The sequence below is a fragment of the Siminovitchia terrae genome, from assembly GCF_003605405.2.
In the GTDB taxonomy this organism is placed as follows: Bacteria; Bacillota; Bacilli; order Bacillales; family Bacillaceae_C; genus Siminovitchia; species Siminovitchia terrae.
Genome location: NZ_QYTW02000001.1, coordinates 106,566 through 129,451 on the forward strand (window position 1 = coordinate 106,566; position 22,886 = coordinate 129,451).

Annotated in this window: 24 protein-coding genes; 3 read left to right on the plus strand and 21 right to left on the minus strand. The window is 42.2% G+C overall.

Annotation, left to right across the window (positions count from 1 at the left end):
* Positions 1–54: 54 nt before the first annotated feature.
* The 13 genes from folD to spoIIIAA form a co-directional block, all read right to left on the minus strand.
* Complete coding sequence (gene folD, locus D5F11_RS00500; RefSeq protein ID WP_120115007.1) at positions 55–921, minus strand: bifunctional methylenetetrahydrofolate dehydrogenase/methenyltetrahydrofolate cyclohydrolase FolD; 867 nt, start codon at positions 919–921, stop codon at positions 55–57.
* Positions 922–932: 11 nt separating this feature from the next.
* Positions 933–1,319 (minus strand): transcription antitermination factor NusB, encoded by a 387-nt coding sequence (gene nusB / locus D5F11_RS00505; protein WP_120115006.1) that lies wholly within the window; start codon positions 1,317–1,319, stop codon positions 933–935.
* A 129-nt stretch (positions 1,320–1,448) separates the two neighbouring features.
* The gene (locus tag D5F11_RS00510) at positions 1,449–1,865 is read right to left on the minus strand and encodes an Asp23/Gls24 family envelope stress response protein (RefSeq protein ID WP_120115005.1); all 417 of its coding nucleotides are present in this window, start codon (positions 1,863–1,865) and stop codon (positions 1,449–1,451) included.
* 21 nt (positions 1,866–1,886) lie between these two features.
* The gene (gene accC / locus D5F11_RS00515; protein WP_120115004.1) at positions 1,887–3,236 is read right to left on the minus strand and encodes an acetyl-CoA carboxylase biotin carboxylase subunit; all 1,350 of its coding nucleotides are present in this window, start codon (positions 3,234–3,236) and stop codon (positions 1,887–1,889) included.
* A 12-nt stretch (positions 3,237–3,248) separates the two neighbouring features.
* Positions 3,249–3,758 (minus strand): acetyl-CoA carboxylase biotin carboxyl carrier protein, encoded by a 510-nt coding sequence (gene accB, locus D5F11_RS00520; RefSeq protein WP_120115003.1) that lies wholly within the window; start codon positions 3,756–3,758, stop codon positions 3,249–3,251.
* A gap of 738 nt (positions 3,759–4,496) precedes the next feature.
* A complete protein-coding gene (locus D5F11_RS00525; protein WP_120115002.1) occupies positions 4,497–5,027 on the minus strand; it encodes a SpoIIIAH-like family protein in 531 nt (176 codons plus the stop codon).
* A complete protein-coding gene (gene spoIIIAG / locus D5F11_RS00530) occupies positions 5,027–5,695 on the minus strand; it encodes a stage III sporulation protein AG (protein WP_120115001.1) in 669 nt (222 codons plus the stop codon). The genes D5F11_RS00525 and spoIIIAG overlap by 1 nt, the downstream gene beginning before the upstream one ends.
* On the minus strand, positions 5,692–6,318 hold the full coding sequence (gene spoIIIAF / locus D5F11_RS00535; protein WP_120115000.1) for a stage III sporulation protein AF: 627 nt from the start codon (positions 6,316–6,318) through the stop codon (positions 5,692–5,694). Before spoIIIAF ends, spoIIIAG begins: the two co-directional genes overlap by 4 nt.
* Before the next feature lie 16 nt (positions 6,319–6,334).
* Positions 6,335–7,522 carry a stage III sporulation protein AE gene (spoIIIAE, locus tag D5F11_RS00540; RefSeq protein WP_120114999.1) on the minus strand — a complete coding sequence of 396 codons (1,188 nt, stop codon included), beginning with the start codon at positions 7,520–7,522 and terminating at the stop codon, positions 6,335–6,337.
* 26 nt (positions 7,523–7,548) lie between these two features.
* Positions 7,549–7,932 carry a stage III sporulation protein AD gene (gene spoIIIAD, locus D5F11_RS00545; RefSeq protein WP_120114998.1) on the minus strand — a complete coding sequence of 128 codons (384 nt, stop codon included), beginning with the start codon at positions 7,930–7,932 and terminating at the stop codon, positions 7,549–7,551.
* 24 nt (positions 7,933–7,956) lie between these two features.
* Entirely contained in the window at positions 7,957–8,160 is a 204-nt protein-coding gene (gene spoIIIAC, locus D5F11_RS00550) for a stage III sporulation protein AC (RefSeq protein WP_066137476.1), read from the minus strand.
* Between the two features lie 360 nt (positions 8,161–8,520).
* Positions 8,521–9,036, minus strand: a complete 516-nt coding sequence (gene spoIIIAB / locus D5F11_RS00555) for a stage III sporulation protein SpoIIIAB (protein ID WP_120114997.1) — start codon at positions 9,034–9,036, stop codon at positions 8,521–8,523.
* Entirely contained in the window at positions 9,029–9,943 is a 915-nt protein-coding gene (gene spoIIIAA, locus D5F11_RS00560) for a stage III sporulation protein AA (RefSeq protein ID WP_120114996.1), read from the minus strand. Before spoIIIAA ends, spoIIIAB begins: the two co-directional genes overlap by 8 nt.
* A gap of 185 nt (positions 9,944–10,128) precedes the next feature.
* Here spoIIIAA and D5F11_RS00565 point away from each other — a divergent pair, with 185 nt between their 5' ends.
* A complete protein-coding gene (locus tag D5F11_RS00565) occupies positions 10,129–10,653 on the plus strand; it encodes a shikimate kinase (RefSeq protein ID WP_120114995.1) in 525 nt (174 codons plus the stop codon).
* 85 nt (positions 10,654–10,738) lie between these two features.
* Here D5F11_RS00565 and aroD read toward each other — a convergent pair whose 3' ends face one another.
* From aroD to D5F11_RS00585, 4 genes are all read right to left on the minus strand, one after another.
* Complete coding sequence (gene aroD / locus D5F11_RS00570) at positions 10,739–11,491, minus strand: type I 3-dehydroquinate dehydratase (protein WP_120114994.1); 753 nt, start codon at positions 11,489–11,491, stop codon at positions 10,739–10,741.
* A 590-nt stretch (positions 11,492–12,081) separates the two neighbouring features.
* Complete coding sequence (gene efp / locus D5F11_RS00575) at positions 12,082–12,639, minus strand: elongation factor P (protein WP_120114992.1); 558 nt, start codon at positions 12,637–12,639, stop codon at positions 12,082–12,084.
* A 21-nt stretch (positions 12,640–12,660) separates the two neighbouring features.
* Complete coding sequence (locus D5F11_RS00580) at positions 12,661–13,722, minus strand: M24 family metallopeptidase (protein ID WP_120114991.1); 1,062 nt, start codon at positions 13,720–13,722, stop codon at positions 12,661–12,663.
* Between the two features lie 132 nt (positions 13,723–13,854).
* Positions 13,855–14,337, minus strand: coding sequence for a YqhR family membrane protein (locus D5F11_RS00585; RefSeq protein WP_120114990.1), 483 nt, complete (start codon positions 14,335–14,337; stop codon positions 13,855–13,857).
* A 355-nt stretch (positions 14,338–14,692) separates the two neighbouring features.
* Here D5F11_RS00585 and D5F11_RS00590 point away from each other — a divergent pair, with 355 nt between their 5' ends.
* Entirely contained in the window at positions 14,693–15,046 is a 354-nt protein-coding gene (locus tag D5F11_RS00590; RefSeq protein ID WP_120114989.1) for an SA1362 family protein, read from the plus strand.
* Positions 15,047–15,070: 24 nt separating this feature from the next.
* On the opposite strand, the gene D5F11_RS00595 is transcribed toward D5F11_RS00590, so the two are convergent.
* Positions 15,071–15,955, minus strand: a complete 885-nt coding sequence (locus tag D5F11_RS00595; protein ID WP_120114988.1) for a patatin-like phospholipase family protein — start codon at positions 15,953–15,955, stop codon at positions 15,071–15,073.
* 250 nt (positions 15,956–16,205) lie between these two features.
* The gene (locus tag D5F11_RS00600; RefSeq protein WP_120114987.1) at positions 16,206–18,761 is read right to left on the minus strand and encodes a vitamin B12-dependent ribonucleotide reductase; all 2,556 of its coding nucleotides are present in this window, start codon (positions 18,759–18,761) and stop codon (positions 16,206–16,208) included.
* A gap of 424 nt (positions 18,762–19,185) precedes the next feature.
* Here D5F11_RS00600 and D5F11_RS00605 point away from each other — a divergent pair, with 424 nt between their 5' ends.
* Positions 19,186–19,566 (plus strand): rhodanese-like domain-containing protein, encoded by a 381-nt coding sequence (locus D5F11_RS00605; RefSeq protein ID WP_120114986.1) that lies wholly within the window; start codon positions 19,186–19,188, stop codon positions 19,564–19,566.
* A 503-nt stretch (positions 19,567–20,069) separates the two neighbouring features.
* On the opposite strand, the gene gcvPB is transcribed toward D5F11_RS00605, so the two are convergent.
* Positions 20,070–21,530 (minus strand): aminomethyl-transferring glycine dehydrogenase subunit GcvPB, encoded by a 1,461-nt coding sequence (gene gcvPB, locus D5F11_RS00610; RefSeq protein WP_120114985.1) that lies wholly within the window; start codon positions 21,528–21,530, stop codon positions 20,070–20,072.
* A complete protein-coding gene (gene gcvPA, locus D5F11_RS00615) occupies positions 21,527–22,870 on the minus strand; it encodes an aminomethyl-transferring glycine dehydrogenase subunit GcvPA (RefSeq protein ID WP_120115114.1) in 1,344 nt (447 codons plus the stop codon). Before gcvPA ends, gcvPB begins: the two co-directional genes overlap by 4 nt.
* Positions 22,871–22,886: the final 16 nt, after the last annotated feature.

The following is a 22,886-nucleotide window of genomic DNA, read 5'->3' on the forward strand; positions in this document are numbered from 1 at the left end:
CCTTTGTTATAGTTGACAGCTTTTCTACTAGTTCATATTATATTCTACTATTATTTAATTGTCATTGCGATCATTTAAACGCTTTTGTGCTGACTTTACAGTATTATACAAAAGCATCGTAATAGTCATCGGCCCGACTCCGCCAGGAACGGGTGTTATATGGGAGGCTTTGCTTTTCACGTCTTCAAAGTCGACATCACCACATAATTTGCCGTGTTCATCTTTATTCATGCCGACATCAATGACCACAGCTCCCTCCTTAATATGATCTGCTTTAACCATTTTCGCTCTTCCAACAGCTGCCACAAGAATATCCGCCTGCTGTGTAAAAGATTTCAGATCATTCGTTCTTGAATGACAGTATGTAACAGTGGCATTTTCATTCAACAACAATTGTCCCATCGGTTTTCCCACGATATTGCTTCTGCCAATGATGACAGCATGTTTGCCTTCAGGATTAATGCCAATGTATTTCAGCATTTCCATGACCCCAAAAGGTGTACATGGCAAAAATGTATCCTGTCCGGTCATCATTTTTCCGATATTGATAGGATGAAAGCCATCTACGTCTTTTTCCGGAGAGATGGTTTCAATGACTTTTGTCTCAGAAATATGTGGAGGGATCGGGAGTTGGACCAAAATACCATGAATGGTGTCATCTTCATTCAATTCCTTGATTTTATCAAGAAGCTCCTTTTCGCTCACATCTGCCGGATATTCAATCAATACGGACTCCATTCCGATGGCTCTACAGCTTTTTTGTTTGGATGTCACATAGGTGCGTGATGCAGGGTTATCTCCAACCAAAATGACTGCGAGGCCAGGCTTTACTCCTTTGGCTGTCAGTTCAGCCACTTCTTTTTCAAGCCCTTTTCTTATTTCCTGAGATATTTTTTTTCCATCAATCAGCTTTGCTGTCATCATCATTCCCCCTACTGTTCTTCACCGTTGATTTTCGATAAAATTCCATTTACAAACTGCCCCGACTTTTCATCTCCGAATGTTTTCGCCACTTCAATCGCTTCATTGATAGCCACATTTGGAGGAACCTCAGTAAATTTCAATTCATATGTCCCGACACGCAGCACATTCAGGTCAACCTTGCCTAGGCGGTCAAGGGACCACTTTTTCAGATGGCTACTAATTTCTTTATCGATCCCTTTTAAGTTAGCAGCAGTACCCATAATCAAATCATGCAAGAAGTCATCAGATTCTCCATCTTGCAGCACATTCCTCAGGGCATCTTCGGGAGGAATATCGCTCATATCTATTTGAAATAAGGCCTGCAAAGCTTTTTCGCGCGCTTCTCTTCTTTTCATTTTCAAAAAAGCTCCTTTAATCTAGGCATTTCAGCCATTTGAGTTTTTCTTAGTTTACCACACAAGAAGAAAAACAAGCATTCGGTCTACCATTTAAAAATGCCAAAGGGGTTTCACCTTTGGCCTGGTCTATTCCGTCTCAAATTCTTCTTCAGATTCCTGTTTACTTTGATCGAATGTCACACCAACAATATGAATATTCACTTCTTCTACTTCTAGTGCCGTCATGTTGAACAATGCTTGGCGGATATTATCCTGCACTTTTTGGGCAACCGTCGGAATGGAAACACCAAAGTTCATAAGACAATAAACATCCACAATGATTCCTTCTTCAGAGAGTTCCACCCGGATTCCTTTTCCGTGGTTTTTCTTTCCAAGTCTTTCAACCACTCCAGATGCAAAATTGCCCCTCATTTGAGCGACGCCTTCTACTTCTGAAGCGGCAATACCAGCAATTACTTCAATCACCTCAGGAGCTATTTCAATCTTCCCGTGACCCTGTCCGCTTTCTTGCGTCATTTCGAGCATGTTCAATTGATCTTCCATTAAAGGCACCTCCGTTTATTTTTAATTCATGACTGGATGCAGTTCCAGAAACTTCGTATTGAAGTCTCCACTCACAAACGTTTCATTTTCCAGTAACTTCAAGTGGAAAGGAATGGTCGTATGAACCCCTTCAATGATAAACTCCTCAAGCGCACGTTTCATTCTTGCAATGGCTTCTTCCCTAGTGGAACCATAGGTAATTAATTTAGCAATCATGGAGTCGTAGTAAGGTGGAATCGTATATCCAGGATAAACACCTGAATCCACACGTACCCCCATCCCTCCTGGAGGCAGGTACATCTCAATTTTTCCTGCAGAAGGCATGAAGCCTTTTTCTGGATTTTCAGCATTGATCCGGCATTCAATGGACCAGCCATTAAATTCAACATCCTTCTGTTTCACCGACAATTCTTTGCCTGATGCTACTAGAATCTGTTCTTTAATCAGATCAATCCCTGTTACCATTTCAGTGACAGGATGTTCCACCTGAATTCGTGTGTTCATTTCCATAAAATAAAACTCCTGATTTTTATGGTCGTAAATGAACTCGACTGTTCCCGCACCAGTATAATCAACCGCTTCTGCCGCCTTTACAGCAGCCGTCCCCATTTTTTCCCGTATGGCTTCATTAAGCGCTGGCGACGGAGTTTCTTCCAAAAGCTTTTGGAGCCTGCGCTGAATGGAACAGTCTCTCTCTCCCAAATGGATTGTATTCCCATGCGCATCTGCCAATACTTGAATTTCCACATGTCGGAAATCATCGATATATTTTTCGATGTACACCCCTGGATTTCCGAATGCGACAGCCGCCTCCTGCTGGGTGATTTCAATACCTTTAATCAGCTCTTCTACCGTTTTAGCCACTCGGATTCCACGGCCGCCGCCGCCCGCTGTGGCCTTAATAATCACAGGATATCCGATTTCGTCGGCAATTTGTTTTGCCTCATCAATCGTTTCGACAATTCCATCTGAGCCAGGTACAATCGGCACTCCTGCGGCCTTCATTGTTGAACGGGCCACATCTTTTGTACCCATCCTCGTTATGGCTTCTGGGCTCGGCCCTACAAAAATGATATTGCATTCGCGGCAAACCTCTGCAAAATCCGCATTTTCAGCTAAGAACCCATAGCCAGGATGAATGGCGTCACATTCCGTCAGTTTGGCCACACTGACGACATTGGCTGAGTTCAAATAGCTGTCTTTGGAGGCTGTAGGCCCAATGCAATAAGCTTCATCTGCCAATTGTACATGCAATGCTTCTTTATCGGCTTCAGAATAAACAGCAACTGTTTCTATGTCCAGTTCCATACATGCACGTATGATACGGACAGCAATTTCTCCCCTGTTTGCTATTAAAAGTTTCTTTATCATTTATTTCGCTCCTTACTTGGGCTCAACTAAAAATAGCGGTTGGCCATACTCCACAAGTTCGCCATCCTTCACAAGGACTTCCACTATCTTACCTTCAACTTCCGCCTCGATCTCGTTAAACAGCTTCATTGCTTCCACAATACAAACGATGGAATCCGAGGTGACTTCGGAACCGACTTTCACGTACGGATCACTGTCTGGAGAGGAAGCTTGATAAAAAGTTCCAACCATTGGAGAAACAATTTTATGTAAAGTGCTATTTTCTGCAATTTCCTGGACCGGAGCTGTTTCAGGTGCAGCAGGAGCTTTTTCTACTGCCGGGACTACAGGAACAACTTCCTGGCGAATAACAGGCTGCGGTTCTTGAACCGGTTCTGTCACATATTGAATTGTCTCCTGAACAGGTTTATTTACTCTTTTTTTCAGCTCAATTTTTGAGCCGTCATGCTTATAGACAAACTCCTCAATGTCAGATTGATCAATAAGTTTTATAATTTCACGGATTTCCTGAATCTTCAGCATACACGACACTCCTTAAAAATTATGAGTAGCTCTTAATATCATAATATAACAGGTTGTACAAATTCAACGACGACAGGGTAAATATACAGAAATAAATAGTAAAATGCAACAAGAAAAGTGAAGATGCCTGTTTATCGACGTACAGACTGGAATGGTTCTGACGAGATAAAGGAAACACGCGTAACGGGGTGAAGCGATGTTGACTTATCGTAGGAGGAACCTTGAAGTCTGATGGTCGATAGGCATCGGAACTAGACAACAAGAAAAGTGAAAGCGCTCGGTTAGCGACGTACAGACTGGAGCTGAAATGTAGAAAACGGCGTATAGGGGCGACAAGCGCTGGCTGCCGAATGTTGCCACGTCCTGTGGCGCTGGCGGCACTAGGACATCCTGTCTGTCGGCTGGCTCAAGCTGCGACGTCCTGTCGCATCGCCTGCACTAGTACTTCCTGTACGTCGGAGGGCAATCCAACGAAGTCGTTCTTTGACTTCATTGGATTGACCGAAGCGACCTCGAGCCCCTGCCGTCTGCAACTAGACAATAGTTCCTCCGACGAGATAAAGGAAACACGGCGACGAAGGCCGCCTTAAGCCGCGCCATCCTGTCGCTTCACTTGCACTAGTACTTCCTATGCGTTGCGGGCAACAATTGAATCGACGGACCGCTGTTCACTCTGACAAAATCAAAAATGCGATCAAAAAGAAAGACGGACAGGCCCCCTTCCTCTCCGTCATTTGCCTATTTTGTTTGAAATTCAACCGTGGCAACCGTCTGTGTACCGATTTCCTCCCTGACTACTTGAAGGATACGTGCTGCATCAGCCTTGGAATGCTCTTTAGCTATTACTGTAATAAGCATTTCATTATTATCGGTCCGGACCAACGCATCATCATATCCGAGGGACTTGATAAGGCTTTCCAAAGTCTTCTCTTTTGTTTCAAGGGCGGTTAAATCCTGCATCTTTGTATATAATTCATTTTTCTCTTTGGCGGTTAGATCCGGGGAACCAACTTGGGAAGTTAAATCTGTAATTTCTTTGCTGCGTTTATCCTGAATTTCCAACCTTATTGTCTCAAAGGCCTCATCCCCAGATGCTTCAGTGATCACCTTCATATCTTTTTCATTTGTTGCCGTTTCACCTGAAGTCTCTTCTTTTCCACCTGTCGCGAAGTCTTTCTTGGCCGGATCAGATGTTACATAATATACGGACAGTACTACGACAAGGCTCAGCATAGTTAAGAGCCAAACTGTCTGTTTCTTTAAAAGCATTATGAATCCCCCTTTGACTTTTTCGGCATGACAGCCACTTTATGACTTGGAACATTAAGACCTCTTGTTACTGCCTCGACGATCCATTTTTTCACCTGGATATTTTCAGCTCCGCCTGCTACCACAAGAACCCCCTCAACCTCCGGCTTTCTCGTTTCCAGAACAATTGGAACCTCTTTGTCCCCTTCCTTGATCAGGACAAGCTGGTCCTCAGTTGATTGATCTTCGATTTTTCTCGTTCCGCCCTCTTTATCTTCTTCAACTGTCGTTTGATTTTTTAAAGTCTGGTTTTTTTCCAACACTGTTTTTTCTGTTGCTTCAACATTTACAACAACCGTAACATCGTGCACACCAGCTATTTGCTCTAGAGCTTCTTTCAATTGATTTTCATATCGATTCTCCAATTCTGTCATACCATTTTCAGAGTCCTTTTTTCTGCCAAAGGCTTCTGCATCATCAGCACCAGCTTCCAGTTCTTTCATGACTGCAGCTGAATCTTTCTCTTCTCCAGCTTTCCATAAATCAGAGATGATCATTAAGGCCGCGCCCACAAGCACAAGAATAAGAACGTAAAAGAATTTGTTGTTTTTCTTTTGTGATGGATTTCCTTTAAGATCTCCTGCCCATAAATTTTTCAACCAATCAAGAGGACCGTTTTTTTTACTCATGGATCATCGGTTCCTCCCTTCACTACCAATTCTATTTTCGAATCTGGCACGTCCCATTCGATTGCGAGCATGTTCCGGAGCTTTTTTGTCCTTCTGGATTGATTATGCCTTGGCTGATCTTTAATCTGAATCGATACCTGCTCCACCTCGGCCACTGAATCTTTTTTTCTCATCGGCTCGACATAGACAGTTATTTTATTAATAGACTTCAAAATGCTTTCCAAATCCTGTGCGGGAGAAGAAGTGCTGGATATATTGATATTGGTTATGGTCATGCCATGACTTGCAATCATCTCCTTTTCAACTTTCTCTTTAAGTTGGACAGCCATTTGCTCTAATATATATGCATGCTGTGATGTTTCTATTTCTCTTTTTTTTTCTTCCAATAATTTTTCCATAGCAGGGTTTTGACTACTTTGATCATTTAAAAATGAATGTAAAGCTTGATCAAAATCAGTGGAGAGAAATTTAAATATGGGCGTCACGACAATGGAAATCAACAAGAGGCCCACAACAAACTTCACATATTTCTTCATCGCTGTATCTGGGAGTAGCATGTCCACGATCATTGCCAGCAAAATAAAAATAACGATATTTATAATCCATTCTGAAATAAGCTGCACGAAAACTCCCTCCCTATCAGCGAATCATCATCGTAACGTTCCCTGATGTAATGACGATGGTTACACAGAGAAAAAACATGAAAGAAACGATCGCTAAGGACGCAAAAACATACATCATACATTTGCTTATCAAATCTAGACAATTGATAATGGGGCCGTCGCCTACAGGTTGAAGCAAAGCACCTGCAAGCTTATAAACTAGAATAATGATCAGTATTTTCACTGCCGGAAAAGCAGCGATCAGCAAAATGATTGCTACTCCTGCCAGACCGATCGTATTTTTGATCAATACAGATGCAGTTAATACCGTATCCGCTGCATCCGTGAACATTCTTCCCACAACAGGCACAAAATTGCCGGTGACATATTTGGCCGTTCTGATAGCAACACCATCTGTCACGGCCGTCGCTGTCCCCTGGATGGAAATAACACCTAAAAGCACGGCCATGAAGGCACCAAGAATGCCTATGCCCGCTTTTTTAAATAGGTTGGACAACTTTGTCACCTTATAATTTTCACTCAATGCGCTGACAATCCCCAGAAGCAATGCCATAAATAAAAGTGGCAATACAACGGTCTGAATAAGGAGACCGCTCGTCTGGATCAAAAAGATTAACACAGGATGGAAGAATGCAGCAGAAGTGACACCACCTGACGAAGCAATCAAGGCAAGAATAAGCGGAATCAGAGCATAAATAAATTGTGACATCGATTCAATTGCCGTTACCGCATAGTCTACTGTGACCCGAAAACTATTAAGCGCGATGATAATAAGAACCATAAATACAACCGCATAGGCAACCTTGGAAACGGCTCCTTTCTCAAATGCTGTGTGCAGCGATTGCAAAAATGCGCTGAAAATCGTCAATAGTAATAGTGTTCCCAGCAACTTTCCATTCATGGTCAGCTCTTGAAAAGCAAAAGCCCCAATTCCCCGAAACCACTCTTTAATGGAAAAAGACTTTTCTCCTTTTAAGAATTCAAGAAGTGTCCCCCTCTGACTTTCAGGCAGATATCCCCCATACTCATCCATAATGCTCTCCCAAAACCCTTGGAGTTCTTCAATTCCCAGCGTTTCAATCTGTTCATCCACCATTTTTGTGATGATATCATTTGATGGTTCTTCTTCCTGCTCCGCCTGAATTGCAGATGCACCTGTAAAAAGTACAAAACAGAATAAGAACAGCTGGATTATGTTCCGCATATTCTTCCCCTCCGCCTATCGCGCTGTTATCTGACTGGCATCATATTGATGATGGTATCAATCAGAACAGTCAAAATGGGGACAGCCAAAGCCAGGATAAGTATTTTCCCTGCCAATTCGACCTTCGCGGCTATGGCTCCCATTCCGGCATCTTTGCTTATATGTGAAGCAAATTCAGCAATATAGGCAATTCCGATAATTTTTAATATTGTTTTCACATACATCGTATTAATACCAGCATTTGCAGCCAAAACTTCGATTGTTGCAATGATCCCATGTATCTGGTCAACCAAAAATAAAAAAATGGCACATCCCGTGAACAGAATTAGCAAAAAAGCAAAGGTCGGCTTCTGCTCTTTGATGATAAGGGCTAAAAAAGTGGCAATGAGGGCAATGCCCGCTATTTGCAGTATGGCAATGACCGCTCCCTCCCATCATTGAAATAAGAAGACCGATCTTATTTTTTGAAAAAGATCATCTACGATAGTAACAACCATGAATAAAATATAAATAAACCCAAACAAAGTGACCCATTGGGCGTATTCCTTTTTCCCGACTTGGTCAAGAATTGTATGCAAGAAGGCAACAACGATGCCGACCCCTGCTATTTTAAAAATTACATCCACATCAATGCCCATCTCCTATTTCCTCCCATCCTTAAGAAAAGCGAAAGCGCAGGCAAACAATATGATTCCCGAGGAGGCAGTTCTTCAGCCACCACAGGGAAGCGGCTTGATCCTTGCGGGGGTAGGTGCTTGCAGGCTCAGATCGCGACATCCTGTCGCTTCGCTTGCACTAGCACGTCCTGTACGTCGACGCTGGCTCAGACCGCGACTTCCTGTCACTTCGCTTGCACTAGCACGTCCTGTTCTTCGGCTGGCTCAGATCGCGACTTCCTGTCTCTTCGCTTGCACTAAGCACGTCCTGTACGTCGACGCTGGCCAAGAAAAACTTCTTTTATATAAAGTTTTCCATAGCAAGTTATACTTTCTTTCCTCCTAAAAAAGCAGGATTATGAACAACAGTCCGGATAAAACGCCTAGGCTCTTCATAATTTTTTCGTATTTCTTTTGCTTCTCCCTTGCTTCATCCTCTTCCCTGTCGAGATGGGTAACTGCCAGCAGAATTTGTTTTTGTTGGGTATATCGGTCATGCCGCCCAAGACTTTCACCAAATTGCATGAGGATTTCATATTCTCCAGTTTTCATATCCGTGTCTTGCCATACCTCATCAAGACTTTCCTTCCATGCTGACTTGACGCTTGCATCCGTTTTGGAAAGCTTTTCCGAAAAAGTTTTATATAAGCGTGCGGCTGGTTCTGGCATCTGTGAAGATATTTTTTTTGCAGCTTCTCCAAGCGGGGTATGGCTATACATGATTTCCGCATCTAATGCTTGCAGGGAGTCTTTGATGATCCGCAGCTGTTTCGGTCTGCGGGTCAAATGACTAGAAGCCTCAAACCCTGCCCAAGTTGTTGTTCCGATTATTAAGAGAGCGCCAATCAGTTTAAACATGGGGATTCACAACTTGTCCGTTTTGATCCTTAATGGAAATAACGGTGCCTGGGCCATTATCCCGCGATAATTCGATGAATCGCTGAAAAACCTGCTGTTCAATGATTTCCCTCAGCAATGGCCGTTTGATGATTTCCTCCAAATCATTTCCATGTGTTGTCATCATTAATGTAATTCCGGCATTAACGGCCTCCATAATGGCTTCTTTGTCTTCCCTGCGACCAATCTCGTCCACAATCAGTACGTCTGGACTAAGTGCCCTGATCATCATCATCATCCCTTCTGCCTTCGGACAAGCATCAAGTACATCAACCCGCGTTCCGAACTGCAATTGAGGGATTCCATGTATACAGCCGGCTATTTCAGATCTTTCATCGACAATCCCTACTTTCATAGGGGAAATTTCGTTTTTTGAATAGCCAGTGGATACGATTCTCGCAAGATCGCGCAACAATGTTGTTTTTCCTGTTTGGGGAGGTCCAATAATCATGGTATGTTTCCATCCCCCATCATATAAAAATGGGATGAAACGTTCAGACGCCCCGATTTTTTCCCTGGCAACCCTTATATTAAAGGAAGCCAAATGCCTCAAGGCTTTTACTCTTCCACCTTCCAATATAGCTTTTCCAGCAAGCCCAATCCGATGACCGCCCTCTATCGTGATATATCCCCTTCTTAACTCTTCATCCAATGTATAAAAAGAGTGGCCGGCCAAATTGCTGATCAACTGGTCCGCGTCAGCTTGTGTAAACAAATAAGGCAAGTAGCTTGTTACTTCTCTTGCGGTAACTTCCACCTGCCGATTGACCCGGAGACGTATCTCTTCTATCCCAGCTTTCATTTCGTCAGGCATTACATCAATTAATTTTGAGATCTCAATTGGCAGGATGCGAATGATATTTTCCAATGCAACCCTCTCCCAGACTTCTTTTCTACCTAATATGTATTCGGCCAAGCCCCAATTATGACCAGGCGCCTTTATTGAAGAACAAAAATCGTTGCAAAAACCCCTTTGAAAAATTGATCGAGCGGACTCTCTCTTTAACGTGATATATTAGTATTAAGACTGAATGAAAAGCAGGTGCACATGTCATGACTAAAGAGAAAAGTATTGCGCTGGTAGGATTTATGGGGGCAGGAAAAACAACTGCAGGGGAACTGGCCGCAACAAAATTAAACTGGAATTTCATCGATACTGATCAGGAAATAGAAAAAGAAGTCGGACTACCTACGACAGAAATTTTTAAAAAATATGGTGAAAAAGCTTTTCGTACCTATGAAAGAAATGTGATTGAAACAATAACAAACGAGAAGAAGCAAGTGATATCACTTGGTGGCGGGGCATTCATGAATGAAGAAACTAGAAAGACATGCCTAGCAAAAACTGTTGTCATTTTCCTGGATATTTCTTGGGAAGCCTGGAAAAAGCGCTATGAATTGATTGTTGAAACCCGTCCCGTTTTGCAGGGGCGTGATTTAAACGAGATAAAGGAATTATATTTAGAACGAAAACGTTTGTATGGACATCATCACTTCCGTATATTGACGGACAACCTATCTCCAGATGATGTAGCAAATAAAATTGTCGAATTATATTCAACACCAATCTCTAGCTAAACTTGAACACTCTTACTTTTTACTGTAATAAGTGTTTAAAAACAGCCTCAGGCGAAAACTCTCCTGAGGCTGTTTGGATACCCTTCTATTCTTTAGCTACTTCTTCCTTCATCATGGCAATCAATTGTTTAAGCTTTCTGACCGGAACCTGGCCAGGAGCTGAAGCCTCCACTCCCAAGCCAAATGTAAGAATGGAGCCATAGGTCCAGCCAATCATTCTGCTGATGGCACCAAGACTTCCCATCGACATCGTAATCAGGGGGATTTTCAAAGCTTTGCTGGCATCATTCGTAAGCTGAAGTAATTTCAAAACATCGTCTTTTGTTTCAGGCATGACAGCTGCCTTGGCAACGTCCGCACCGTAAAATTCGGCAAGGAACAGCTTTTTCATCATCTCTTCTTCAGATGGTGTGCAGTTGAAATTATGATAGGAGAGAATCAAACGCTTGTCATGTTTTTCTGAAACGTCCCTTAATTCCCTTATATATTCAGGGTGACTCGAAACCTCATAATCAATCAAGCTGACGGCATTACTTTTACAAACTTCACCTATTAGCTTCACTTTCTGTTCTTCCGACAATGAAATCTGCTCGCCTCCCTCATGAATCGAACGGATCGTAAAAAGAAGCGGCAAATCGCTTTTTTCGGAAATTCCTTCTAGAACAGATAAGACGTAGGGAAGATTGTCCAGTTTATGTAAAAAATCCGCTCGCCATTCGAGTAAATCTGGTTTTTCGGGCAAAACCAGATCAAGCTCCTCCATGATTTCTTCTTTGTTTTTCCCGGTTAAAGGCGTACATATATAAGGCATCTTTTCTTCTTTAAAAATTCTATCCATGCTTATTCCCACCTTTCAAGAAAAGCGCAAGCGCCTGTTCATCGACGTACAGACTGACCCGAAATGCAGAAGACGACAGGTTAGGGGCGACATGCACAGGCCACCTCAATTCGCCACGTCCTGTACCTCGAAGCCGAAGTTGACTTATCGTAGGGAAGCAGCTTACTTGGATTACCTCGTGAGAAGCTTCTCGGGTAGGCTGTGCAGTTTTGCGACGAGGTAAGGTTAACATCCTCGAATATGCTGCGAGCACATTGGTCGCGAAGTCTAATGGTCGATTAGGCGCTGGAGCTGGACATATCAAATCATCATTCAAAAAAATTTCGTCTAATTTTTATAGCTTACTGAATCAAATGCGCCTTGGCGTATTCGCGCCCAGATTTTATCGAGCTTAAGCTCGATAAATTTCCTCTGAAAATCTGTGGCATCCGCCGGGGGCTTTGACTTTATTCAGCCGGGGTTTGAACCCCCACTGAATGGAATACCAATATGCATTCATCTCACCACTTACAGAAGCAGGCGGCTTCTGCTGAATGAAGTTAAAACCATTAAAAACCGCGGGAAGTCCCGCGGCTGATCCCTTTATGCGATTATGCCCTTGAAACATAGGAACCATCGGAAGTATTGATAACCAGTGTCTCACCTTCATTAACAAAGAAGGGAACTTGAACAACAAGACCTGTTTCCATCGTTGCAGGCTTGGATCCTCCTGAAGCAGTATCCCCTTTGATCCCTGGTTCAGTTGCAGCTACTTTGAGATTAACTGTATTTGGAAGCTCCACTCCCAGTGTCTCTCCATTAAACATGATGATATGCACTTCCATGTTCTCGAGCAGGAAGTTCAATTCATGTTCAATCTGCGAAGCTGGAAGCTCGATTTGTTCATATGTCTGCTGATCCATAAAGACATACTGATCACCGCTTGAATATAAATATTGCATCGTCTTATTATCGATTTGCGCTTTACTTACTTTCTCTCCAGCGCGGAACGTCTTTTCTGCAATGGCTCCCGTACGGAGATTTCGTAGTTTGGAGCGGACAAATGCTGCTCCTTTTCCAGGCTTGACATGCTGGAATTCAAGAACTCTCCAAATCCCTCCGTCAGTCTCTATTGTCAATCCTGTTTTAAAATCGTTTACTGAAATCATCCTGTTTCCTCCCAATAGAAGTTATAAAATAAGCAACTCTTTCGTTGAGTGTGTCAGCCTTTCGTTGCCAGAATCTGTGATCAGTATGTCATCCTCAATTCTGACCCCACCGATTTGCGGCAGATAGATGCCTGGCTCGACCGTGACAGTCATTCCTGGAACAAGCTTCCCCTTCGACCTCGGGGAGAGTCCCGGACCTTCATGAACCTCAAGGCCAATTCCATGCCCCAAGGAATGTCCAAAATATTCACCATAACCATTTTCGGAAATCAAATCTCTTGCAATCGCATCCGCTTCAATTCCCGTCATGCCTGGTTTTATTTTTTCCACCGCTTCCATTTGTGCTTCAAGAACAATTTGATAAATTTCTTTCAATTGCTCAGAAGGCTCACCTACTGCTACCGTACGAGTAATATCTGATATATATCCTTTATGAAGTGCTCCGTAATCCAAAGTAACAAAATCACCTGATTCAATCACCTTTTCGGTCGCTACACCATGAGGCAACGCAGACCTCCAACCAGAAGCAACGATAATATCAAAAGATGAAGAACTTGCTCCACATTTTCTCATGAAAAACTCAAGTTCATTGGAAATCTCAATTTCACGAACTCCCGGCTTAAGATAGTCAAGTATATGCTTAAAAGCCGCATCTGCAATATCCGCCGCTTCTTTGAGGATAGAAATTTCGCTTTCCGTTTTGATCATACGCTGCTTTTCTACCAGCTCAGAAACCGGGATCAGCTCCAACTGCAGCCCTTCCTCGTATTTCTTCCATTCTGAATAGGTAACAAAATCCTGTTCAAAACCAAGTTTCTCAATTCCGTGCTTTTTCGTTTTTTCAGCTATTTTCTCAATGATTGATCCGCTGTGCTGAATCACTTCATACCCTTTAGCCTGATCTTCCGCTTGGCCGGTATACCTGAAATCGGTAATGAAATAAGCAGCCTCATTTGTAATCAAAGCAATTCCAGCTGTACCTGTAAAATTTGTTGCATATCTGCGATTATGCGGACTTGTTATTAATAGTCCGTCAATGTCGAATTCGGTAAAGCACTTTCGTATTTGTTCGATTTTATCCATTATTATTCTCTCCCGGAATATAAGCTTTTCCCCTTAAAAACAGGGCTTTTTGTAGGCAAGAAGAAATAGGAATGTTCTGGCATAAACAGTTTAACATAAAAGAATGGAAAAAACATGAATAAATATAGCCAGTCATTGTTTTAATTTCAACTGCTTTAAATAGATAAACTCCTCATATTCATAGGAAATGGAATATCCAATAAATACTCCATATAATATAAAGGTGCTTAGTCCAGTCAAAATTGAATTTAAATCATATTCTAATATTGACTTCGTTCCAGGAAATAGCGGATATAGTACGAGGAAGACAAATAGGAACAAAATCACCCCGTAGGATCCCCCCCACCAGAATGACTTTCTTTTTCGCAGTACTCCATAATAAAGCAACGCTGTCAATATGGAAAGGGCTCCATATAATAAAACTGCGAGCAGCATGCCCGTCCAGCCGTCCTTCCACTCCCCATCCCAAAGAGCCAGGATAATACCAGGAGTAATTTCAGTAAAATTCAAGTAGTGACCAAGGTAGCCCATTAGACTTCCAAGGACCCCTGCAGTAAACCCTGTGATGATTGCCATTGTTATGAGTGACATTGCATAATAATTTTTTTCTTGCATAAATACCACCTCATTCTTAGCATGTCCTTTATGTCTAATTTGTTTCATATCGCTTATTTGGCTGGTGAAATTTACAATCTTTTAGTAAAATAGAGTTAAGATATTGAGTAAAAACATGCGTAAATTTAATTTTTAAATGTAGATACATTCTTTTTTGCCCTGGGTGTTCATGTCCAGGGTACAATTCTCTTCTATAACCAAAGTAAACTTACCTTATAACCCGCTTTAATTGTTTAAAAGATGATTTTTGGTGGAAAAGGAAATACAGTTGATTCTTTTAAAACTCAACTCTGATGATGTATAAAGGATGTTCTTTTTGGGAAAGATATCCACTATTCCCGAGGAGGTGGCGCTCTTGAAAGTACGGAATTGGATCATAAGCGGAATATTTATTTTTGCGGTAATCGGATTGGGCTCTTATTTAATTAACAACCCTGTTGGTTTGTTTAAACAACTATTGTTTATGGGAGCGGCTGTTGCTGCCGTATTTATCATCTATCGCATTTGGACAAATAGGTCCCAAGGCGGCAAAGAAAAAAATGCGTTTGCCAAAGCTGCTAAACAATCTAAATTGCGGGCGAAAAAACGAAAGTCCGCTTCGCAATCAACCAACCATTTCCGAAATCGTCCGCTTCGCAAAAGGTCGACTGCCCACTTGACCGTAATAGAGGGAAAGAAAAGCAAGAAAAAAGACAGAGCCATATTTTAATCTGTCTGTCTACCAAGTGGGGTATTAATATGTCCATGTTTTTAGGAACTGCTCGGCCCTTACCCGCCCTTTTCTCAAAAGGGCTTCTTTTTTTTCTTCACTTATTGTAAATTCCGCTGCAAATGTTTCTTCCGTCGGAATAAAGATGATATTACGTTCATGTTTTCTTGAAATATATCTTGCGTCATGTGCATCTTTCATTGTATGAAACAATGATTCGAATAGCTGAAGACCATTCCTAATCTTTCGTTTTGGCTGCTGTTCCATGCGACGGCTCAATTTTATTCCAATAACTGGTCTCAATTGCTTCTGATTCTCCTTTTGAAAAAGCCAGATTGGGAAATTACTCAATATTCCTCCATCTACGATAACATTTGTACCACTCAGCGAGCGCAGCTTGACCGGTTCAAAGAAATAAGGGATACTGCAGCTCATTCGGATGGCACGTGCAACTGGATAAGTTTCCTTAGGAATACCGTATTGTTCCAAATCATCCGGAAGAACAAGCATCCTTCCAGTAGATAAATCGCTCGCAATGACTCTCAATGTTTCAGGCGGCAAGTCTTTAAATGTATAGATTCCTTTCCTAGCCAGCATCTTGCCAAGCCATTCCTCCAGTAAATCCCCACGATATAAGCCCATCCTAAAATAAAGAAAGAGCCACTTTGTCAAATGAAAAGGCAGTAACGTCTTGCGTTGGTCCAGTAAATCACTCATATCCATTTCCTTCATCATATCAGCCATCTCTTTGCTGGAATATCCGGCTGCTATCAAAGACGCAATGATGGCACCTGCACTCGTGCCAGACACTCTTTTAAAGGTAAAGCCCCTCTGCTCCAAAACCTCATATGCCCCGATCAAAGCGACCCCTTTGATTCCCCCTCCGGAGAACACGCCGTCAATCTCCATTTTTGTGCCGCCCTTCTTCAATGTTGTCTCTATATGATATTAGGGAAGGGCATGAACTAAGAACGGCTAAAGATAAGAAAAGCGAAAGGTGCGCAGCTTTAGGGGAAAAGGACAAGACGAATTTTGATGGGAGAGTTCCTCAAAGCTCATTTCAATTACATCGTGAAAAAGCTTCCTTTGAATAAAAACTTTCTACAACAAGTTATCAAAGAAAAGAGCCGGCCAATTGAACGGCCAGCTCTTCCATCATTTAAATTCCGCATTTTAATTGCGCATTACAATTATCACATGTATTACAACCGCCGATTTCTTTAACTTGTCCTTTTCGGCAGACAGGACATGTATTCCCCAGCTCCGAACCGATTGTAACGCTGGTAGATCTCAGATCCTGAATTGTATCGACTAGAACAACAGGGCGATCATCCTGCTTCTCGTCTTTTTCTTCATCAAAAGTATTTTCTTCCGCTTTTAATGTGAGTACTTGGGAATCACGGCTGCCGTCTACATAGACTGTGCCGCCTTTTGCTCCTCCCTTGTACAGACGCTCATATACCGCTTCAACCTGCTCCACTGAATATCCTTTTGGCGCATTAACTGTTTTGGAAATGGAGCTGTCGATCCATCTTTGGATAACACATTGTACATCAGCATGCGCTTCAGGAGAAAGCCCCATGGCTGTAACAAACCAGTTTGGCAAGCGATCCTCATCTGCCTCTGGATGTTCTTTCAAATAATCTTGTACAATATCTGCCTTGACTTCAATAAACTTTCCAAGCCTTCCGCTTCGGTAATAGGTGAAGGAGAAATATGGCTCAAGACCTGTTGAGCATCCGATCATTGTTCCTGTTGAACCTGTAGGCGCAACTGTCAGCAAGTGAGAATTCCGGATTCCATGTTCCTTGATGGCTTCATGGATGTCTTTCGGCATTCTCTTCATATAACCTGTTTGGGTAAAGGCTTCACGAAGCTTTGCTGTTTCTTCCACGTTTTCGCCATTCAAAAACGGGAAGCTGCCCTTTTCTTTAGCCAATTCTACTGACTCCCGATAAGCAGTCGTAGCGATCACCTCAAACACTTTGTCAACAAGCTCATTACCCTCCGAAGATCCATATTCCTTTTCACAATAGATGAGCAAATCTGCAAGGCCCATAACGCCAAGTCCGACACGGCGTTCTCCAAGTGCCTGCTTCTTATTTTCTTCAAGGAAATACGGCGTCGCATCAATGACATTATCCTGCATACGAACGCCGACTTTGACAGTCTGCTTCAATCTTTCATAGTCGACTTTCTTGTTTTTACGATCCACCATCTCCGCAAGATTAACAGCTGCAAGGTTACACACAGAGAATGGAGCCAAAGGCTGTTCACCGCATGGGTTCGTTGCCACTACTTTTTGGCCGTAGGCCTTTGCGTTTGTCATTTCATTGGCATTGTCAATAAAGAATATACCCGGTTCAGCAGAATAGGTTGCACAAATATTGATAAGATTCCAAAGCTCCTTCGCTTTGATCTTCCTGTATGTTCTCACTTTATAACCAAGCTTTTTCCATTCGCGCACATCGCCGACTTCCTGCCATTTCTCATTGTATGCCTTCATTTCGTCCTCGTTATAATTTTCAACATCCGGGAAACAAAGCTCGTACTCTTCGTCATTTTCAACAGCATCCATGAATTCATTCGTAATGCAGACAGAAATATTGGCTCCAGTTAAAAACTCAGGATTATGGACAGAATATGTGCCGCCTTCTTTCAGCTTCTCATCTGCGTTGCGGAAAATTTCTTCACTGAAACCGCCATATCCAGGGATCTTTCTATAATTCAGTACTCCTTGATACATTGCTTCCTCTGCTGGCGTCAACGGAGTAAATTTCAATTTGTCTTTAGCATGCTTTTTAATGACCGGATCGTTTGTATTCTCAATTAAAAAGCGCAATATTCTTGGATTCTGCATCTTGGAAATGATAAATTCAACAATATCAGGGTGCCAGGATGCAAGCATGATCATCTGAGCTCCACGGCGGGATCCACCCTGTTCTACAAGATGAGTAAGCTTGGCAATATCATCAAGCCAGGAAACTGATCCTGATGATTTGCCGTTTACGCCCCGTGCAAGTGTATTCCGCGGCCTTAAAGTTGAACCGTTCGTGCCAACGCCTCCGCCGCGGCTCATGATTTCCATCACTTGTTTTCTGTGTTCAGAAATGCCTTCGCGGGAATCCGCCACAAAAGGCATGACATAACAGTTAAAATAAGTAACATCTGTTCCTGCACCTGCTCCATAGAGCACCCTGCCAGCCGGAACAAAATTTAAATTAACAAGCTCTTCATAGAACTTTTCAAACCATTCCTGTCTCTTCTCTTCCGTTTTTTCCACTGAAGCAAGGCCTGTTGCATTTCTTTTGGCAATTTGCTCATAAAAGACTTCAAGTGGTTTTTCGATGATATCAAGCGGACGGACGATGACTCCTGTTTCTTTTTCCTTTTCATCTTCCAACGCATTGAGGAATTCTTCTTCAACGATCACTGCAGCATTTTTTTCTTCCCAATCAATTGATTGGATGAATCCAAGCCCTCTCGCGGGAAATTTAGGGTCTTCTTTTATCGTCAAAACGACGAAATCACCAACTGATAAGGTGATTTTCTCCGTATCCTTATATGCATATCGGTCAATCATGACAAGCCGTGAAACACCTTTTTGAGTCAGTTTCATTTCAGGTGAAATTGGATGTACATGTTTGAATAATTGAATGTCTTCGTTGAGCCTTTCTATGTTTAAGCTTGTTTTTTTGGTAAATGCAACAGACATTTTGCCAACTCCTTTATAAAAACGATTTGAAGAATGTTTATTGTGATTATGTATCTGTCATTGATAAAGTTACCATATATATATCCTGAAAATCAATCCTTAAACACAATATATTGATTTTTATTCAAAATATCTACACTACATATTGTGTTTTCAGAAATAATTGATAACTTTTTGTCAAATCTTGAATATTGAGGATTTAAAAGAAAAAACAAGCGATTGATGGAAATTTACTCTTAAACCGATTTTATTCAACAATTTTAGACTTTTTCTTTTATTGACAGATAGCCCCGTCTATATATCCCTTATCTTCTACCAGCACATTCATTTTTCATAGACGAATATTCGGAGAAAACCTTTGATTCATTGTACAGTGACGAATATAATATATCATAGGGTTATTTACTAGAAAGGGGCTTTTACATTGTCATTGCTTTATTCATTACTTATTATTTTGGGAGCTATTATCGCGTTTTCTCTGTTCAATTATTTTAAACAGAAAAAAATATTAAAAACGCTCACCCAAGATGAATTCCGTATCGGATATAGAAAAGCGCAGCTGATTGATGTCCGGGAACAGAAAGAATTTGATGGCGGACATATACTGGGGGCACGCAATATCCCAATGTCTCAATTAAAAATGAGAATGAAAGAGATCAGGAAAGATAAACCTGTTTATTTATATTGCCAAAGCGGTTTACGAAGTGGAAGGGCTGCTCAACAGCTTTACAGAAAAGGTTACCGCCAGCTCTATCATTTACAGGGCGGATTTAAACAATGGACAGGAAAAATAAAAAGTAAATAAAAGATAAGGCGCAAGCACCTGCTCATCTACGTACAGACTGAGCCGATGCGATAGATGGCCGTCTACAGCTAGGTAAGAGTGCCTTTGTTAAGATAAAGCTTATAGGTACAAGCTAGGCGAGCGCTGAAAAAATTTGCTTTCAGTAGTGATTGGCTTATGACTTCGCCAATGTTAACTTATCGTAAGAAAGAGCTACTGTTCAGGATAACTTCTGTGTGATACTTTATGCTTCTTTACCGATAATATAAACAACCAGCCTCTTCCGTTAACGGAGGAGGCTGGTTGTTTATTTAAAAGATGTGCTTGTAGAAGTGAAGAGGCCGTCGAAAAAATTAGTGGAAACCGAATAAGCTGGGTATCTCTCTCCACTATCGGTAACCGTTTTTAATGAAAGCAGCAAAGAACGGGCACTAAGCCCGTCCTAACGTCCACTTATCTTCGATTTGATTAATAATGAGCTTTCTGGACAGCCCCTAACAGAATCCCCGCAAGACCATTAAGTTTTATTCTTTAGTATAGCGAAGGATCGGCTTTCTTGCTGCCTGTGTTTCATCCAATCTTTTTACAGTTGTATTATGAGGTGCTTCCTGGACAATTTCAGGATTCTCTTCGGCTTCCTTAGCAATCTGAATCATCGCGTCAATGAAACCATCCAGCGTCTCTTTTGATTCTGTTTCGGTTGGTTCAAACATCATACACTCTTCTACATTAATCGGGAAGTAAATAGTTGGCGGATGATAACCAAAATCAAGGAGTCGCTTAGCGATATCTAACGTTCTAACACCCAGTTTCTTTTGACGGGCTCCACTTAACACAAATTCATGCTTACAGTGTGTGTCATACGGTAAATCGTAATAAGGAGCAAGCTTTCTCATCATATAGTTTGCATTTAAGACGGCGTATTCCGTAACGGCCTTGAGTCCATCCGGCCCCATTGAACGAATGTAAGTATAAGCTCTCACATTGATGCCGAAGTTTCCGTAATACGGTTTTACCCTTCCAATAGAGTTTGGCCTGTCATAGTCAATGACAAATTGATCATCTTTTTTCGTGATGACCGGTTTCGGAAGAAATGGGATCAAATCTTTTTTCACGCCGACAGGGCCTGAACCGGGTCCACCTCCACCATGCGGGCCAGTAAAAGTTTTATGGAGGTTTAAATGGACAACATCAAATCCCATGTCGCCAGGGCGTGCTTTAGACATGACCGCATTCAAGTTTGCTCCGTCATAGTAAAGCTTTCCTCCTGCTCCATGAACAATTTCTGCCATCTCAAGAATTTGTTCCTCAAACAATCCAAGTGTATTTGGATTTGTCAGCATCAACGCGGCTGTATCCGATCCAACAAGTGACTTGAGATGCTCCAAGTCGACGAGACCGTCTTCTCCGGAACGGACCATTATTGTTTCAAGGCCCGCAACAGTAGCTGAGGCTGGATTGGTTCCATGAGCGGAATCAGGAACAATGACCTTTGTGCGGTCCATCTCACCGTTTGCTTCATGGAAAGCACGGATCATCATCAGACCTGTCCACTCTCCATGTGCCCCTGCAGCAGTTTGCAGAGTGACTTCATCCATCCCTGTAATTTCTTTTAAATGTTCTTGCAAATCATACATCAGTTCCAAAGCACCCTGGATAGATGACTCTGGCTGCAGAGGGTGTATGTGGGCAAAACCTGGAATACGAGCGACAGCTTCATTGATTTTTGGATTGTATTTCATTGTACATGAACCTAGCGGATAAAATCCTGAGTCGATTCCATGGTTGTGGGTTGAGAGCTCGGTATAGTGCCTCATGATATCCAATTCGGAAACCTCAGGCAAATCAGGTTCCTCTTCCCTTAGATACCCCGTTGGAATGCATTGCTCAATATCAATTTCCGGAACGTCGATATCAGGCAAACTGTATCCTATGCGTCCGGGTGTGGATTTTTCAAATATTAACGGCATAACCACTTCACTCATTGATTATCCCCCAATTCTGTAATAAATTGATCGATCTCTTCTTTTGTCCGTAGTTCTGTTACTGCAATAAGCATATGGTTTTCAAACTCCGAATAGTTGCGTCCAAGATCATAGCCACCGATTATACCTTTTTCAAGAAGACTTTCATTCACCTCATGGACAGGTTTGTTTAGCTTAACAACAAATTCATTAAAGTGATATCCGTCCAAAGGAAGTTCAAATCCTTTTTTCTTAAAAGCTTCTTTCGCATAGTGTGTTTTTTGAATATTTTGGGTGGACATTTCTTTGACACCTTTTTTTCCTAAAGCTGTCATCGCCACAGATGCAGCCAATGCGTTCAACGCCTGGTTCGAGCAAATATTGGAAGTGGCCTTGTCTCTGCGAATATGCTGTTCCCGAGCTTGCAATGTCAATACAAACCCTCTTTTGCCATCCTCATCGACCGTTTGACCCACTAGTCTTCCTGGAACTTTCCTCATTAGCTTTTTCGATACAGCAAAGAAACCGCAATGCGGTCCGCCAAAGGAAGTCGGAATACCAAACGGCTGAGCGTCTCCTACAACAATATCAGCTCCAAGGCTTCCTGGTGAAGCAAGAACACCAAGCGCTAGAGGATTGCTGGACACAACAAACTGCGCTTTTACATCATGTACAAGAGGCTCAATGTCCTTCAAAGGCTCAACGAGTCCAAAGAAGTTCGGATATTGGACAATAACCGCAGCAACGTCTTGGTCAAGCTCAGACTTCAAGGCTTCAATGTCAGTCAAGCCACCCTTGGATGGTACTTCAACCACGTCGATATTCTGACCCTTAGCGTATGTCTTCAATACATCACGTGATTCAGGGTGAACGGTCTGAGATACAAGTACTTTTTTGCGTTTTGTATGACCGGCACTCAGCATCGCGGCCTCGGCAAGAGCAGTACCGCCATCATACATCGACGAGTTGGCAACATCCATTCCTGTAAGCTCACAAATCATTGTTTGGAATTCAAAAATAGCTTGCAGCTCGCCCTGTGAAATTTCCGGCTGGTACGGAGTATAAGCTGTGTAAAACTCCGACCTTGATATCACATGGTCTACAATTACCGGAATGTAGTGATCATACACCCCTGCGCCAAGAAAACTTGTATTGCTTTTCAAGTCGGCATTTTGGGCTGCAAGGCTGGCAAGCTCTTTCATTAATGCCGTTTCAGATTTCGCTTGCTTTATATTGTACTCGCCTTTGAACCGGACTTTTTCCGGGATATCGAAAAATAGCTCCTCAATCGAATCAGCTCCGATTGTCTCCAGCATCTCTTTTTTATCTTGCTCTGTCATAGGGAGATAACGATGTTTGATCATATTTCCTTCATCC

Excerpts from the sequence above, each read along its gene's own strand:
- D5F11_RS00580 (WP_120114991.1), bottom strand. The coding sequence starts at position 13,722 with ATGGATAAAATCGAACAAATACGAAAGTGCTTTACCGAATTCGACATT.
- accB (WP_120115003.1), bottom strand. The coding sequence starts at position 3,758 with ATGCTGAAGATTCAGGAAATCCGTGAAATTATAAAACTTATTGATCAA.
- folD (WP_120115007.1), bottom strand. The coding sequence starts at position 921 with ATGACAGCAAAGCTGATTGATGGAAAAAAAATATCTCAGGAAATAAGA.
- D5F11_RS00510 (WP_120115005.1), bottom strand. The coding sequence starts at position 1,865 with ATGGAAGATCAATTGAACATGCTCGAAATGACGCAAGAAAGCGGACAG.
- spoIIIAB (WP_120114997.1), bottom strand. The coding sequence starts at position 9,036 with ATGTTTAAACTGATTGGCGCTCTCTTAATAATCGGAACAACAACTTGG.
- spoIIIAE (WP_120114999.1), bottom strand. The coding sequence starts at position 7,522 with ATGCGGAACATAATCCAGCTGTTCTTATTCTGTTTTGTACTTTTTACA.
- spoIIIAG (WP_120115001.1), bottom strand. The coding sequence starts at position 5,695 with ATGAGTAAAAAAAACGGTCCTCTTGATTGGTTGAAAAATTTATGGGCA.
- D5F11_RS00585 (WP_120114990.1), bottom strand. The coding sequence starts at position 14,337 with ATGCAAGAAAAAAATTATTATGCAATGTCACTCATAACAATGGCAATC.
- spoIIIAC (WP_066137476.1), bottom strand. The coding sequence starts at position 8,160 with ATGGGCATTGATGTGGATGTAATTTTTAAAATAGCAGGGGTCGGCATC.
- D5F11_RS00595 (WP_120114988.1), bottom strand. The coding sequence starts at position 15,955 with ATGGAGATTGACGGCGTGTTCTCCGGAGGGGGAATCAAAGGGGTCGCT.
- D5F11_RS00600 (WP_120114987.1), bottom strand. The coding sequence starts at position 18,761 with ATGTCTGTTGCATTTACCAAAAAAACAAGCTTAAACATAGAAAGGCTC.
- aroD (WP_120114994.1), bottom strand. The coding sequence starts at position 11,491 with ATGGATAGAATTTTTAAAGAAGAAAAGATGCCTTATATATGTACGCCT.
- nusB (WP_120115006.1), bottom strand. The coding sequence starts at position 1,319 with ATGAAAAGAAGAGAAGCGCGCGAAAAAGCTTTGCAGGCCTTATTTCAA.
- gcvPB (WP_120114985.1), bottom strand. The coding sequence starts at position 21,530 with ATGAGTGAAGTGGTTATGCCGTTAATATTTGAAAAATCCACACCCGGA.
- D5F11_RS00565 (WP_120114995.1), top strand. The coding sequence starts at position 10,129 with ATGACTAAAGAGAAAAGTATTGCGCTGGTAGGATTTATGGGGGCAGGA.
- D5F11_RS00525 (WP_120115002.1), bottom strand. The coding sequence starts at position 5,027 with ATGCTTTTAAAGAAACAGACAGTTTGGCTCTTAACTATGCTGAGCCTT.
- efp (WP_120114992.1), bottom strand. The coding sequence starts at position 12,639 with ATGATTTCAGTAAACGATTTTAAAACAGGATTGACAATAGAGACTGAC.
- accC (WP_120115004.1), bottom strand. The coding sequence starts at position 3,236 with ATGATAAAGAAACTTTTAATAGCAAACAGGGGAGAAATTGCTGTCCGT.